Origin of the sequence: Anaeromassilibacillus sp. SJQ-1, from assembly GCF_046693725.1 — a bacterium.
In the GTDB taxonomy this organism is placed as follows: Bacteria; Bacillota; Clostridia; order Oscillospirales; family Acutalibacteraceae; genus Anaeromassilibacillus.
This window is the reverse complement of the sequence record NZ_JBKEIV010000006.1, coordinates 15,269-30,226: the sequence shown is the minus strand read 5'-3', so window position 1 is coordinate 30,226 and position 14,958 is coordinate 15,269. Positions and strand designations below refer to the sequence as shown.

The window sequence follows — 14,958 nt, the reverse complement described above, 5'->3', positions numbered from 1 at the left end:
AAAGGTAGGGTGTCCCTCTCGCTAATATACTAAGTTAAAATCATCGGTTAAGCCGGTGGCTTAAGGGGTCCTTATAAATGTCTATTGCCGGCAAGTGTCCCCAGACGCACAAAGCTTTATGCCGCTTACACCCCTTGCTCCATAACCTGTAAACGGGCAATCACTGTTCTAACGGCAACCTTCTATCATTGAAAGACCGTTGTTAGCGGTTCGCTTTGTTCGATGCGTAAAGGAAAAGCTTTTTGGAGGGTGCCTCCATCGACTCTGCCGGGGACCCTAACAAACCAAAAGGGTATGCATATGCATACCCTTTTTCGACAAAAACGAATTATTTCTTCGCGACAGAAATCCAAAACTCACAGGTATAATCCGGAGCAGTAATATTGGCGCTCGGATAAACCTCTAAGCATATGCCTCCCGATGGCTGATATTCACTGGTGGGAAAGAATTCTGTATAAATTCTTTTCCACAAGCTTTGAAAGGCCTCTGGCATACGCCCTACGCAGGGGAAAATCGCCCAGGTATTGGTAGGAATCTCTTCGAAAGAGAGCGTATCTTTCAGTTCTCCGCCCCCATAAGCGACGCCGATCGCATAGTCGAAATCTCCCTGTTCTGGATTGTCAAAGCAGATACCCACAAGTGCATCCCCAATGGCATTTCCGGGACGGATATAACGGCTTAGTATCTCTATAGTGCCGTCTTTCCAAAATTTGTTCCATAAGGCATGAATCTCCTGCTTTCCAACATCACCGCCCTGAAAGCGTTCCTTGTGTGCAACCAACTGAATTGGCCCCTTCTTTTCGATGCGATAATCCATTACATTTCCACCTTCCATCACCAATTTTACGGAAAGACGGGAGAAAGACTTTAGGCTCGCTGCATTTGACTTTGCCTGGGATGGTGTAATGCCGTGAAACCGGACAAAGGCTCTCGCAAAGCTTTCTGGACTGTCATAACCATATTTCAGCGCAACATCGATGACTTTGGCATCGGAAGAGACTAGTTCACTTCCTGCAAGGGTGAGTCTCCTGTTGCGGATATATTCCCCAGCGTATACCCACAGACAATACCAAAAACTCGCTGAAAATGGAAGCTGGAAGAACAAGCACACTTTGCAATTTCAGCATAATCCAAGGTCTCTGTCAGATGATCCTCCATGTAGTCAATTGCATTTTGCAATGCAGCGGTCCAATTCAACGATTTCTCCCCCTTCCGTGTGATACCATTATAGTAAAGGCGGACACTTTTCTCCTGATGTTCTGTGCGCTTCACTGCTTGTTGAATCAGCGGAACACATTCTTTAAAATGGTCAATCGTTTTCCAGGAACTTGAAACAACTTCGTTCAGCAATCCTTCTGAATCGTTCCCGTCCCATTCCTCTGAGAAATATTCCGAAAGTAGTTTCCATGATAAAGGATGGCATCTTTCTATGCTATTGCATGTTTAAAAGGAATCGGTTCCGCCAAAAACAAACTGGAACAACACAATATTCTTTCTTGTTATCATATTATTCCAACCGGAGATAGCCGGTAAAACCGTTGGAAAGCATTGTATATAAGGTCATTTCCATTGGAAATATGCACACATGCCAACTTAAAAAAAGAATCCCCCGCAGTTTTGGGACTGCGGGGGATTTACAACCGATCCATTCGATTGAAAATGCTGTTACATACTCTGCAACATTGCCAGGACAATGCTCGCAGAATTGTCGGCGGCTGTATCACCAAAGTTCTCATAGGTGTCATGTGCAGCACCGTCTGCCTTGTCCGACATCGCGCGAATAACACAGCAAGGAACTTCATATTGAGCAGCAATGCGCGCAACTGCCGCCCCCTCCATCTCGCAGGCAATAGCGTCAAACTCTTCCTGTAGATAAGTGACATACTCTGCACTGGCAACAAACTGATCGCCTGTAGCAATGCGGCCCTGGAATACATGATCCTCACCCAGAACGGAAACGGCTGCTTCATACGCTTTCTTGCTGAGTTCTTCATCTACAGGAATGGTGCCATCTTCATTGACTCCTGCCGCTGCGTCCCAAACAAATCCATCGTTTGTCTGATTGCCATAATCGTGGAATACCAAATCCGTTGCAATGACCTCGTCCAAAACCTGAACTTCATCGCCTACTCCGCCGGCAATACCTGTGAAGATGATGGATTTCACATCAAATTCATTAATCAAAACCGTTGTACCCGCGGCTGCCATAGATTTTCCGATACCGCCCTGTACAAGGACAACATCTTGACCTTCCAATGTCCCGATGTTGTAATCCACGCCACCGATGGTTTTGGTCTCGCTGATTTCAGCTTTTTCAAGCAACATCGCCAATTCATTGGACATTGCAGTAATGATACCGATCGGCTTGCTTTCCGAAGCGTCGGAAACGGTGCTGGATGCTTCAGAACTGGTTTCAGCCGTAGAAACAGACTCGGAAGAAACGGTGCTGGAATGGTTGTCCGCATTGCTGCACGCAGCGAGAGACAGCAGCAGAGCGACTGTTAAAACAGCGGAAAGGAACGCACGGGACATCTTTTTCATAAGTATGAATTCCTCCTCAGATCTTTTGCACACATGAAAACATGCGATTTGTATCTTTATTGTAGAGGAAGGATGTGTAGTCCGTCAACCGATCGAGGCGATTTTTGGCAGATTCTACCGAAACAACACTAAGTCAGACAAAACTTGGGTTGTTTTGGTTAAAAAGTAGGCTGGGAGAAAAGACATCAAACAAATGAATCTTTTGCAAAAGCACCCTTTTATTCTTTTGACTTTTCCCACAAATCTTAAACAACCTCTATTTTTACGTTTCTCGTTTCTGATCTTCTTTTGTATAGGATTTTCAGGGACAAAAGGAAATTCTACCATTCTCTTGCATACGAATCCAATAAAAAGCTTATCAAGCCTGTCAGCTTATCCGAGGCTCCCCACCGGTCTATTTTTATTTACAGGCGACAAATTATGCGATCAGAAGAGAAGCTCTATTTTGAGCTTAAAGTACAGTGGGGTGATACCCTTGAAAAAAGGGAACTCCACGGCTTTGGTGTAAACTCTCCCACTCCTTTTGTATCATATCAGGAATCGTTCAACCGTAGCAAATCTGCGGTAAAATGGTTGTTTTGGGATTGATGAATCGTGTTTAAATCCTATATTTGTGCGAATAATCGGATGATCTATGGCAAGTTTTATTCAATAAACCATCACGATAGAGGCAGAAAAATCAAGCAGGAATAAAGCTCTGCACGATTCTATAGCAAAGAATCTCTATGCCATATTACGGAAATTCGTTGTAATTTCGGTGTCTTATCGTCTTATCTTTTGTACGAACGCGAATGATCGGAATGAATCCTCTGTCCTATGGCGAAAATGCGGAAGTAGCCACCACGATTTGCAACAAAAAGAAAACTACGGTATGTGCAAGACATACCGTAGCGTTGGAGCGGCTGATGGGAGTCGAACCCACCTCCGAAGCTTGGGAAGCTTCTATCTCTACCGATGAACTACAGCCGCATATACTATAAAACTTTTTTTTGAAAGCTTTACTATTCTACCATATATTGTATCGAGTTGCAAGCCTCTTTTTACAGAAAGATTGCAGAGAATCAAACTTTTCAGTATGGTGTTGTCAGAGCTTTACATAATTTCCATAGGCCTAAACCCTCCATATTTTGCGGGAATTATGGTATTCCACATTTTCCACTGAGTTTTCCACAAGATAGAGCGGCATTTTCCTCTGTTTCCGCCCACTTTTCCACTAGAGCTGGAAAAGTTGCTGTGCAATTCCGTGGAAAAATTTCAAAAAAATCGCTTTACATAATCTTTGAGACAAAATGCGAACATTTCCTAAAACTAAGGAAAAAGGCCGGAGACCACCCGTTGGAAAAGAAGTGATCTTTCCCAACCGTGTACCTCCTGGCCTTTCTTACCAACAAGCAGTGGATGCCCACCTATTAATCATGCGCTTTTTCTGCGACTTCCTTCTGCGCTTTTTCGATAAAAGCTTCCACTGGCATCGTTCCCAGATCGCCCTCTTTACGGCTGCGCACAGCAACATTTCCTTGCTCTGCTTCTTTGTCTCCCACTACGATCATATATGGAATCTTCTGGAGCTGTGCCTCACGAATCTTGTATCCGATCTTTTCGCTTCGAAGATCATTTTCTACGCGTAGACCCGCACTGGTGAGCGCCTTTTCCAGTTGAGCGGCATAGTCATGGTGACGTTCTGCAATCGGCAGGATCTTCACCTGAACCGGCGCCAGCCACATCGGGAACGCGCCTGCAAAATGTTCTGTCAGAATGCCAATGAAACGCTCAATACTGCCAAATACGACGCGATGAATCATAATCGGGCGATGTTTTGCACCATCTGCACCGGTATATTCCAATTCGAAGCGCTCAGGCAACTGGAAGTCCAGCTGAATGGTACCGCACTGCCAAGTGCGGCCAAGACAATCTGTCAGATGGAAGTCGAGCTTCGGGCCATAGAAGGCGCCATCGCCCTCGTTGACTTCATAGTCATAACCCAGCTCTGTAATCGCCGCACGCAATGCATCGGTTGCCGTGTTCCAATCTTCCAATGCACCCATGTGGTCCTCCGGCATGGTCGACAGTTCAATATGATATTTGAAACCAAAGGTGCTGTACACTTTATCAATCAGGCGTACCACACCCTTAATCTCCTCTTTGATCTGCTCCGGCGTCATAAAAATATGTGCGTCATCCTGTGTGAAGCAACGCACGCGCATCAAGCCGTGCAGCGCTCCGGAAAGCTCATGGCGGTGAACCAGCCCCAGCTCGCCAATACGCAGGGGCAGGTCACGATAGGAGTGTAGTTTTGTCTTATATACTAGGATTCCACCCGGGCAATTCATGGGTTTGATCGCAAAGTCCTCATCGTCAATGACCGTGGTGTACATATTCTGTTGATAGTGATCCCAGTGTCCACTGCGCTCCCAAAGCTTCCGGCTCAGGATAATGGGTGTGGAGATCTCCTGATACCCCGCCTCCCGATGAATTTCACGCCAATAATCGATCAATAGATTCTTCAGCACCATTCCTTTGGGCAGGAAGAACGGGAATCCGGGTCCCTCCTCCATAATGGTGAAGAGTTCTAGGTCTTTGCCAATCTTTCGATGGTCGCGCTTTTTGGCCTCTTCCAGCATCGTGACATATTCCTCCAGCTGGGATGCCTTTGGGAAAGAAATGCCGTAAACACGCTGCAACATCTTATTGTTGGCATCAGCCCGCCAATAGGCGCCTGTACAATTGAGCAGTTTCACCGCTTTGACGCCCCCAGTGGACATCAGATGCGGTCCGGCACAAAGATCGGTAAAATCGCCCTGCTTATAAAAGCTGATCTTCTCCCCTTTTCCGGAGTGTTCTTCAATCAGTTCTACTTTGTATATCTGCTTATTTTGGGCCATCATATCCTTGGCCTCTTCTGGACTGAGTTCAAACTTCTCCAATGGCAAATCTTGCTTGATGATTTTCTTCATCTCAGCTTCAATTTTTTCCAGATCCTCCGGCGTAAGCGTGCGCGGCAGATCCATATCGTAATAGAAGCCATTATCGATAGCCGGGCCAATGGCAAACACCGCATCTGGGAACAAATGCTGGACCGCCTGCGCCATAATGTGCGAGGTGGTATGCCAATAGGCGTGCTTCCCTTCGGGAGAGTCAAACGTCATGATCTCCACAGTACAGTCCTTGGTCACTGGTGTACGCAGGTCTACTGCCTCACCGTCGATTTTGCCAGCGCAGGCTGCCTTATACAGACCTGCTCCAATGGATTTTGCGATTTCAGCGATTGTCGTGCCAGCTTCGTATTCCCGCACATCGCCTTTCAGCGTTACTTTTACCATGGTTTCTTCGTCTCCTTTTTGATTTTCAACAAAACAAAAAGCCTGCCCCTTCGTTCCAAAGGGGCAGGCTGAATAACCCGCGGTTCCACCCTGATTCGACAGCATTGCTGTCCTTTCAGCGGCCTATAACGCGGCCAAACGGCACGCTTTCTGCAATGCTTTCAGCGTGCGCTCCGAGGTGGTGGCCCTTGCAAAATCCCCTTCGCCGTATGGGCTTACAGCTACTGCCCATACTCTCTGTTGGCCGGAATCTGCGGCGTCCTCATCAACGCGTTGGTATTATTATGTTCTGGTTTTTATCTTATCATTCCCCTCAACGATTGTCAAGCAGAGAATCTCTTGTGATTGTTCAAAAGCAATCCCTAAAATTCTATTCATAATTTATACATATTGACATCAAAATTCTTGACATTCGGGTATATATCGTAATACAATTATAAGCGTGATCTTATTTTCACAGCGGATGTTTTTCATCCGCAGATTCCAATGACTTTAACTTCAAATGTGGGATGGTCCGGACATCCGGGAATCCCCATGGGGAGACGCTGAAGGAACTCGCTCAATATCAACGCCGGCGGATGTTCGGCCGGATTTGTGTTAAAAATACTTTTTGCTTTGTGCATGTTTGGGAAACCCATCCATAAGGGATCTGGAACCCGCTGGCGCAGTTTTTCAGGTTGTTTGCTGCTCGGCGGTTCTTTTTCTCCGTTTCTCTTATTTTATGTTTCGAACATGTCCTAAGCGCATCGGGAAGTGTGTCATCAGCACGGCAGGCCATCCGGTATATGGCTGCCCTGTCTCGCTCCCATAGATAACCGTATTTTTGCGCTTTTCCATCCCTAAAATGGAAGGAACCCGAAAAATCCGACATGCCAATTGCAGGCAAGAACCTCGGTTTTGTTTTTAAGGAAGAGCAGGCCGGTTGGATTTTTTGCGCCTTTGTGCCACGTCGGAAAGAACCAAGGGACCCTTTCCCAGTGGATTGCCACTGGACAGGTTGATCTGTGCAGTTCTGGTTCAGTGCCCCCTTGAATCAAATGGAAAACAAGGAGGTGCCAACAGAATTGAATCAAATTTCGATCCCCGTATGTATTGTCATAGCACTGGTGTGCGCTGTGATCAGTGCTGCAATCGCCTTCTTTGCAGGCGTTGCGCACCGCAAAAAAACGGCAGAATTTGCCATTCACTCTGCCGAAGATGAGGCAAAACGCATTGTAAGCGAAGCCATCAAAACCGCAGAAGCAAAGAAAAAGGAAGCTGTTCTGGAAGGCAAGGATGAAATCCATCGCCAACGTGCAGAAGCTGAAAAGGAACTGAACGAACGCCGCAAAGAGGTTCAGCGTCAAGAGCGCCGCATCCAGCAAAAGGAAGAAACACTCGACAAAAAAATGGAAAGCCTGGAGGCAAAAGACGAAATCCTCAACAACAAAAACAAGCAGGCGGATGAACGGTTGGCCGAAGCGGAGGCCGTGAAAAAGAGCCAGTTTGAAATGTTGGAGCGTATTTCCGGTTTTACAGTCGAACAAGCGAAAGACTATTTGATGAAAAATCTGGAAGACGAGCTCACGCACGAAAAAGCGGTCAAGCTCATGGAATTTGAGCAGCAGACAAGGGAAGACGCCGAGGCGTCCGCCCGCGAGATCATCTCTATGGCGATTCAGCGTTGTGCTGCTGACCATGTGGCAGAGGCCACGATTTCGGTGGTGCCGCTGCCAAACGATGAAATGAAAGGCCGCATCATCGGCCGCGAGGGCCGCAATATTCGAACCATTGAAACCATGACCGGCGTGGATCTGATTATCGATGATACCCCGGAGGCTATCACCCTTTCAAGCTTTGAACCGGTGCGCCGCGAAGTTGCCCGTATTGCATTGGAAAAACTCATTGCAGACGGCCGTATCCATCCGGCGCGCATTGAAGAAATGATTGAAAAGGCTCGCCGCGAGGTGGATACAACCATCAAGCAGGAGGGCGAACGTGCGGTCATCGAGGCTGGTGTCAACGGCATTCACCCCGAGTTGGTCAAATTGCTGGGCCGTCTGCGTTATCGCACCAGTTACGGCCAGAATGTTTTGAATCATTCCTTGGAAGTCGCGTATCTCTCCGGTGTCATTGCGTCGGAGCTTGGTCTCGACCCAACCATCGCTCGCCGCGCTGGTTTGTTGCATGACATCGGCAAGGCGCTGGACCATGAGATCGAAGGTTCCCATGTGGACATCGGCGTCGATGTGGCGCGTAAATACAAGGAGAGCGAAACCGTTATTCATGCGATCCAGGCTCACCACGGCGATGTGGAGGCTAAGACCGTAATCGCCTGCATTGTGCAGGCTGCAGATGCAATCTCGGCAGCAAGGCCGGGGGCACGGCGTGAAAACCTGGAAAATTACATCAAACGTTTGGAAAAGTTGGAAGAGGTTGCTTCCTCCTTTGACGGCGTAGAGCGTTGCTATGCGATTCAAGCAGGCCGTGAAATCCGCGTGATGGTAAAACCGGAGGTGATCTCCGATGATAAGATGATCCTGTTGGCACGTGACATCTGTAAAAAGATCGAGAGCGACCTCGAATATCCGGGCCAGATTAAGGTCAACATTATTCGTGAGAGCCGCGCGATCGAATACGCAAAATAAGAGATTTGGAGCGGGCAATTCTGCCCGCTCTTTTCATTCAAAAAAGGAGGGAACTGGACATGCCACGCTATAAAATGACCGTACACGGGCGCGTACAAGGCGTAGGATTTCGCTGGACCTGCCTACAAACTGCACGAAAGAACGGTCTATCCGGCTGGGTTCGCAACCGCGCGGACGGTGCTGTAGAACTGGAAGTACAGGGTACCAATGAAGCGGTGGCAATCTTTTCTTCCGCAATCCGGCGTGGAAACGGTTACAGTTTGATCGACCACATTGAAATGCGTGAGATGACAGAGGCGGCCGCGGATACTTCTTTTCGCGTGCTCTATTGATAAAAAGACGCCTAAGTATGTTTCCGATTTTAATCATGCTAAAGAGCTCTAGGAGGCTATCGATTATGAATATTCTCGCCATCGGCGACGTTGTTGGCAGCATTGGCTGCAAATTTTTGCGCGCACATCTGCCCCAACTGAAAAAAATAAAAGGTGTAGATCTCGTCATTGCAAACGGGGAAAATTCCGCAGATGGAAATGGGATTACGCCCGTGTCTGCCCGCTTCTTGTTTGACAGCGGTGTAGATGTGATTACTGCTGGCAATCATACCTTTCGCCGAAAAGAATCCTATGACCTTTTCGATTCCTGCGAAACCCTTTTGCGCCCTGCAAACTTTCCATCGTTGGCGCCGGGGCGCGGATATTGCGTGGTCGATATGGGGCGTATCCAGGTCGGGGTTTTGAACCTGATGGGGGTCGTCTATATGGAAAGTATGGATTCCCCTTTTGATGCAGCGGATCGCATTCTGGCAGAAGGCGTTCCAAAAATTACTTTGGTCGATTTCCACGCCGAGGCCACCGGAGAAAAGAAGTCCTTGGCATATTATTTGGACGGTCGTGTATCTGCGGTTTTTGGTACCCATACGCATGTACAGACTGCGGACGAATGTATTTTTGAGCACGGTACCGGTTATATCTCTGACCTTGGCATGACCGGCCCCAAGCGCTCTGTTCTCGGTGTAAAGCCCGAACTTGTCATTCAGAAGATGCGGTCTGAAGATGCCCGTCCGGTTCGACCTTGCTGACGGCGCCTGCGAAATGGGGTGCGTTCTTTTTACAATAGACGAAAAAACAGGGAAAACAATCGCTGTTGAACGGTTAAAAATTGAATAGACCCGGAAAAATTGTAAAAAGAATTGCTAGTTATTCTTCTCTTCTGCTTGAAACTTTGTACAAAATGTTTTATCATATGGTTGGGAGACCCGCAATGGTTTTGTACATTTCCAATACAGGGATGTTGGAGGGATGGCTTTATGGAACCTTTAAAAGTGTCATCAAAGTCCGCACCAAACGCAGTGGCCGGCGCGATTGCCGGGGTCATCCGTGAGTCTGGCAGCGCAGAACTGCAAGCCGTGGGTGCTGGCGCTGCAAATCAAGCGATCAAAGCAGTCGCTATTGCCCGCGGCTATCTCGCCCCTGCCGGGATCGATCTTGTCTGTATCCCGGCTTTTGCCAGCGTAGTCATCGACGGCGAAGAACGTACAGCGATCCGCTTAATTGTGGAGCAACGATGATGAACAAAAGGGTTCCCGCACGGTACCCATGCCAAAGAACTTTTGGCATGTCAAACCGCGCGGGAACCCTTTTTGCGAATCCTTCCGATTCTTTCGCCTATCTTCGCTTTTTTATGGCAATAATATTGATTGAATACCACATGGGAATATGGTATAATATTTCAATAAAATCTCTAAAGAAAACCGAGAGAAACACAGTCGTAGCTATAGAAAATACTACCGAGGGAGTGTTCGCAATGATCAGTGGATTGGAATTGCGGGACGCCATGATTTCTGGCGCCAATAATATCGCAAAGCATAAAACTTCTGTGGACGAATTAAATATTTTTCCTGTGCCAGACGGCGATACTGGAACAAATATGAGTACTGACAATGGGTGCTGCCGCGCGGGAGCTTGAAAACGCGGAAGGCAGCGCGGGTGAAATTGCGCACAAAGCGGCTTCCGCTCTATTGCGCGGCGCGCGAGGGAACTCCGGCGTGATCCTCTCCCTTTTGTTCCGTGGATTCTCCAAGGGTGTAGAAGGGATGGAGGAAATCGGCGGTACCGAATTGGCCAATGCCCTGGGAATGGGCGTTGAGGCAGCATACAAGGCTGTTATGAAACCAACAGAGGGGACTATCCTGACCGTCTCCCGTGTGGCATGTGAGAAGGGAAAAGCAGCCGCGGAGATCGATAATGACCCCGTTTATGTTTGGAGTGCCATTTGCAAAGGCGCCGCAGAGGCACTGGAAGAAACTCCTGAATTGTTGCCTGTCCTCAAAAAGGCTGGTGTAGTCGATGCCGGCGGCAAAGGCTTGTGCCATATTTTTGACGGTATGATGTCTGTGTTTAAGGATCATACCATCATTGCAAATGAGCCCTCTGCTGATATGTCCAATTTGAGTGCAGACGAATTCTTCCGCAATGCGGCGGCGGAATTTGACCAAGAAATTCATTTCACCTACTGTACGGAATTTATTGTGGGTCGTGACCCCGCATGTAAAAAAGATCCACAGGATCTTCGCCAGTATTTGGAAGGAATCGGAGATTGCGTTGTGGTCGTGGATGACGATGAAATCATCAAGGTTCACGTGCACACGGAAGAGCCTGGCAATGCTTTGCAGGCAGCGTTGGTATTCGGTCAGTTGCTCACTGTAAAGATTGAAAATATGAAAGAGCAGCACCGCAAAGCTGCAGAGGCCAATGAAGCGGCTAAAGCAAAAGCAGCCGCGGAGAAGAAGCCTTTAGAGCCGGTAGAGCCCACAGAGGAGATCGGATTTGTCTCCGTCGCAGTGGGGGATGGTTTAAAAACTCTGTTCACGGATTTGGGATGCACCCATGTAGTGAGCGGCGGCCAAACGATGAACCCCAGTACCAATGATATTCTGGAGGCAATTCTGGCTACTCCGGCTAAGACGGTCATGGTTCTTCCAAACAACAAGAACATCATTATGGCTGCGGAACAGACCGTGCCGTTGGTAAAGGACCGCAAGGTGATCGTGTTACCAACACGCACCATTCCCCAGGGACTCTCTGCGATGCTAGCCTATGATCCAGATGTTTCCACCGAACAGAATGCTGTTTCCATGATGGAAGCTGCCGGCAACGTGGCAACGGGTACCGTGACCTTTGCTGCACGTGATTCGGAATTTGGTGGGCACAAAATCCGCGAAGGGGACATTCTTGGGTTACGCAATGGCAAAATGGAATTGATTGAAAAGGATATTGTCCACACATGCAGCAAACTGACACGCTCTATGGTGAACCGCAGCACCTCTTTTATCACCATCATTTATGGCTCTGACATCACTGAAGCACAGGCCAATGACGCATACAACCGTATCAAATCTAAGATCAGCGGCGACATCGAAGTAACGCTCGTGAATGGCGGTCAACCCGTCTACTATTTTATCATCTCTGTCGAATAATCAAACGGAGTTGGAAGGTACGACCGACGCGAATTTTTCTGTAAAACAGATCTTCTTCGCTGGATAGAAAGAATCGGCTTCCGGCTTCTCAGAACGCGGTCCTATCCTGTTGATGGATAAAGGAAGGTTTATATCTTGTTTCCTTGATCAGCCGATCTTCTAGGTGCGGCCTGTACAAACCTTTTTACAGAATGGATGCATGCTGTCATCCGGTTAGAAAAAAGCCTTTCCAGTTTTCAGAAAAATTTGTTCAGCAATATGGACGGACGGAACCTTTTTGATTCTGTCCAGTGTTTACGCAGTAAGTGAATGAAACCGTTTTTCAAAAGCCGGAGTAATCCGGCTTTTGTCGATTCTATCAACCGATAGGAAGGAGGAACCTATGTCCTTATTTCGCATGCCCATTCAGGATTTAAAAGGCGTAGGACCAAAGCGGGCCAGACTCTTCGAAAAGATTGGGGCGCCCAGCGTTGGGGCACTGCTACGTCTCTATCCGCGCGCATACGAGGATATGACCTCTCCCTATCCCATTCGAGAAGCCCCTCTCAACGAACCGTGCGCCATCCAAGCGACCCTATACCGCGCTCCCACAGAAACGCGCGTACGTGGCGGGATGTTGTTATGTAAATGCCGTGTGACAGACGGTGTGAGTGATTTGGAGATCACTTTTTTTAACAATCCCTATGTAAAAGACCGGTTAGTCGAAGGAGAAACCTATCTATTTTATGGAAAGTTATCTGCGAACTTTCTGAAACGTGAAATGCTCTCGCCGGAATTCTATCCAATCGAAAGTTGCCCGCCCATTATTCCCATCTACCGACAGACCCAGGGGCTCAGTTCCCGCATGATTTCCAATGCGGTCAAACACGCATTTTTACTGCTTCCACATGACCTGCGTGACCCGATTCCTGCGCCTCTGCGCACGCAGCAACATCTTTGCCCGCTTCGCAATGCTTTAGAGCAAATTCATTTCCCTTCTAACATGGAAGAATTGCGAGAAGCTCGCCATCGAATGATCTTTGAAGAGCTGTTGGTCCTTCAATTGGGGCTTCTACGCATGAAAAGCCGCGAGCGAGAACGGACTTCTTTGTGTTTGACAAAAGACTATACAGAGGAATTCTATCGCCTGTTGCCCTTTACGCCCACCAATGCCCAAAAGCGCGCTGTACAGGAAGCGATGGCAGATATGACGGGAGGACGTCCAATGAACCGTCTTGTACAGGGAGACGTGGGGTCCGGAAAAACAGCGGTGGCCGCTGCATTGTGTTACAATGTCGTGGAAAATGGGATGCAGGCCGCATTGATGGCCCCTACAGAGATTCTTGCCCATCAGCATTACGAAACGCTCTCCTCCATTTTAGCCCCTGCAGATATTCCCATCGCACGCCTGACTGGATCATTGACCGCAAGCAAAAAGAAAAAACTTGCAGAACAACTACAGGCGGGCGAGATTCGTCTGGTCATCGGTACACATGCCCTGCTTTCAGAAGGCGTGACTTTTCAAAATTTGGGATTGGTTGTCACAGATGAACAGCACCGTTTCGGTGTGGCACAGCGCGCCGCGCTAGCGTCCAAAGGAAATAATCCACATCTTCTGGTGATGAGTGCGACACCGATCCCCCGCACGCTTGCATTGATGATTTATGGTGATCTCGATCTCTCTGTGCTGGACGAACTACCTCCCGGCCGTCAGAAGATTGAAACGTATGCGATTGACAGCTCAAAGCGTACACGTGCATTTCACTATATGCAAAAGCATATCGATCAAGGATTGCAATGCTATATCATCTGTCCCACCATTGAAGAAGGCGACAACGATATGGCTGCCGTTCTACAGTATGCGGATAAACTCCGCACGGAATGGATGCCCGGAACTCGGATCGGAATTCTGCACGGCCGCATGAAGGCGCGGGAAAAGGAGAGCGTCATGGAGGACTTCGCCTCGGGGCAATTGGATATTCTGGTCTCCACTACGGTTGTAGAGGTCGGAGTGGATGTTCCCAATGCTGTCGTAATGTTGATTGAAAATGCAGAACGGTATGGTCTTTCTCAATTGCATCAATTGCGTGGACGCGTTGGACGTGGAACCCATCGCTCAACCTGTATTCTGCTCTCTGATGCACAGAATGATGAGGCCCTGACACGCCTACAGGTGATGTGCCGCACATCAAATGGCTTCGAGATTGCCGATGAGGATCTTCGTTTGCGTGGTCCGGGTGATTTTTTCGGTTCTCGTCAACATGGCCTGCCTGATTTGAAAATTGCCGATATGGCGCAGGATCTGGAAACACTCAAACAGGCTCAGGAGGTTGCACGTACCATCTTAGCCCAAGATTTTGCCTTGGAGCAGCCGGAGCATCGAGGCTTGCGTGCAGAAGTCAATCAACTCTTCCAAACATTGGTTGGTGGTTGACCATTGCCCACTGCAAAGAACGCCATGGGCAACGAACCCTCTCATTCCATCTAAACCGCCTAATGGATACAAGGATAAAACGCCCCAAATTCGGCCAGACGTGATTTGAAGTGACCTCAAAAAGTTAGGCAATACTTTTAAGAGAAATTTGTTCAAGCAACCGAAAGGGCTTGTTGCCTGTGAATCGCAGGCAGCACGCCCTTTCGCTTTGCCTTCATGCGCCGGTTGTTGTAGTAATCAAGATTGGCAATCCATTCCTGCTCGAAGTGCTTCACGGATTTGAGCTCTTGCAGATAAAGCAGCGCGCTTTTGAGCAAACCAAAAAATATTCCATGAATTCGTTGTCCGAGCAGTTGCCTTTGCGGCTCATACTTTGCCGGATTCCTTTTCTTTTGAGCATACGCCGGTATTGCTTGTGCTGGTATTGCCAACCCTGGTCCGAGTGAAGGAGCCGCTCTGTCCCATCTGGTATGGTTTCAATAGTCTTTTCCAACAGGGTAATCACCATGCTCAGGGTAGTTCAGATTCAAGGCGTCTTTGTTTTTGAAAGTGCTTTTGCTTTTTTACTGAATCGTGTTTCAT

The 14,958-nt window shown here is 48.1% G+C and carries 10 protein-coding genes, 1 tRNA gene and 3 pseudogenes; 6 read left to right on the top strand and 8 right to left on the bottom strand.

Annotated elements, in window-relative coordinates:
* Positions 1 to 328 precede the first annotated feature (328 nt).
* The 6 genes and pseudogenes from ACGCCZ_RS01350 to thrS form a co-directional block, all read right to left on the bottom strand.
* Entirely contained in the window at positions 329 to 817 is a 489-nt protein-coding gene (locus tag ACGCCZ_RS01350) for a GyrI-like domain-containing protein (RefSeq protein ID WP_411655124.1), read from the bottom strand.
* 132 nt (positions 818 to 949) lie between these two features.
* Positions 950 to 1,039: pseudogene (locus ACGCCZ_RS01345) on the bottom strand (AraC family transcriptional regulator); the annotation flags it as partial.
* Complete coding sequence (locus ACGCCZ_RS01340) at positions 1,000 to 1,350, bottom strand: hypothetical protein (protein WP_411655128.1); 351 nt, start codon at positions 1,348 to 1,350, stop codon at positions 1,000 to 1,002. The gene ACGCCZ_RS01340 and the pseudogene ACGCCZ_RS01345, both read right to left, overlap by 40 nt.
* Positions 1,351 to 1,665: 315 nt before the next feature.
* Positions 1,666 to 2,541 (bottom strand): 5'-methylthioadenosine/adenosylhomocysteine nucleosidase, encoded by an 876-nt coding sequence (locus tag ACGCCZ_RS01335; protein WP_411655100.1) that lies wholly within the window; start codon positions 2,539 to 2,541, stop codon positions 1,666 to 1,668.
* Between the two features lie 894 nt (positions 2,542 to 3,435).
* Positions 3,436 to 3,510: transfer RNA gene (locus tag ACGCCZ_RS01330), tRNA-Gly, on the bottom strand.
* A gap of 440 nt (positions 3,511 to 3,950) precedes the next feature.
* Positions 3,951 to 5,861: a threonine--tRNA ligase gene (gene thrS, locus ACGCCZ_RS01325; RefSeq protein ID WP_054323595.1), complete on the bottom strand. Its 1,911-nt coding sequence runs from the start codon at positions 5,859 to 5,861 to the stop codon at positions 3,951 to 3,953.
* 1,064 nt (positions 5,862 to 6,925) lie between these two features.
* On the opposite strand from thrS, the gene rny reads away from it, so the two are divergent.
* From rny to recG, 6 genes and pseudogenes are all read left to right on the top strand, one after another.
* Positions 6,926 to 8,488, top strand: a complete 1,563-nt coding sequence (gene rny / locus ACGCCZ_RS01320; RefSeq protein WP_242967210.1) for a ribonuclease Y — start codon at positions 6,926 to 6,928, stop codon at positions 8,486 to 8,488.
* 59 nt (positions 8,489 to 8,547) lie between these two features.
* Positions 8,548 to 8,820: an acylphosphatase gene (locus tag ACGCCZ_RS01315; protein WP_411655099.1), complete on the top strand. Its 273-nt coding sequence runs from the start codon at positions 8,548 to 8,550 to the stop codon at positions 8,818 to 8,820.
* A gap of 65 nt (positions 8,821 to 8,885) precedes the next feature.
* Positions 8,886 to 9,654, top strand: a pseudogene (locus ACGCCZ_RS01310) (TIGR00282 family metallophosphoesterase).
* A 140-nt stretch (positions 9,655 to 9,794) separates the two neighbouring features.
* Positions 9,795 to 10,055: a stage V sporulation protein S gene (locus tag ACGCCZ_RS01305; RefSeq protein ID WP_054323577.1), complete on the top strand. Its 261-nt coding sequence runs from the start codon at positions 9,795 to 9,797 to the stop codon at positions 10,053 to 10,055.
* Positions 10,056 to 10,291: 236 nt separating this feature from the next.
* Positions 10,292 to 11,963: pseudogene (locus ACGCCZ_RS01300) on the top strand (DAK2 domain-containing protein).
* Between the two features lie 382 nt (positions 11,964 to 12,345).
* Positions 12,346 to 14,376: an ATP-dependent DNA helicase RecG gene (gene recG / locus ACGCCZ_RS01295; RefSeq protein ID WP_054323575.1), complete on the top strand. Its 2,031-nt coding sequence runs from the start codon at positions 12,346 to 12,348 to the stop codon at positions 14,374 to 14,376.
* 152 nt (positions 14,377 to 14,528) lie between these two features.
* Here the strand turns inward: recG and ACGCCZ_RS01290 are convergent, their stop codons facing one another.
* A complete protein-coding gene (locus ACGCCZ_RS01290; RefSeq protein WP_411655098.1) occupies positions 14,529 to 14,651 on the bottom strand; it encodes a hypothetical protein in 123 nt (40 codons plus the stop codon).
* Positions 14,648 to 14,884 (bottom strand): DDE-type integrase/transposase/recombinase, encoded by a 237-nt coding sequence (locus tag ACGCCZ_RS01285; protein ID WP_082402124.1) that lies wholly within the window; start codon positions 14,882 to 14,884, stop codon positions 14,648 to 14,650. The genes ACGCCZ_RS01290 and ACGCCZ_RS01285 overlap by 4 nt, the downstream gene beginning before the upstream one ends.
* Positions 14,885 to 14,958 lie beyond the last annotated feature (74 nt).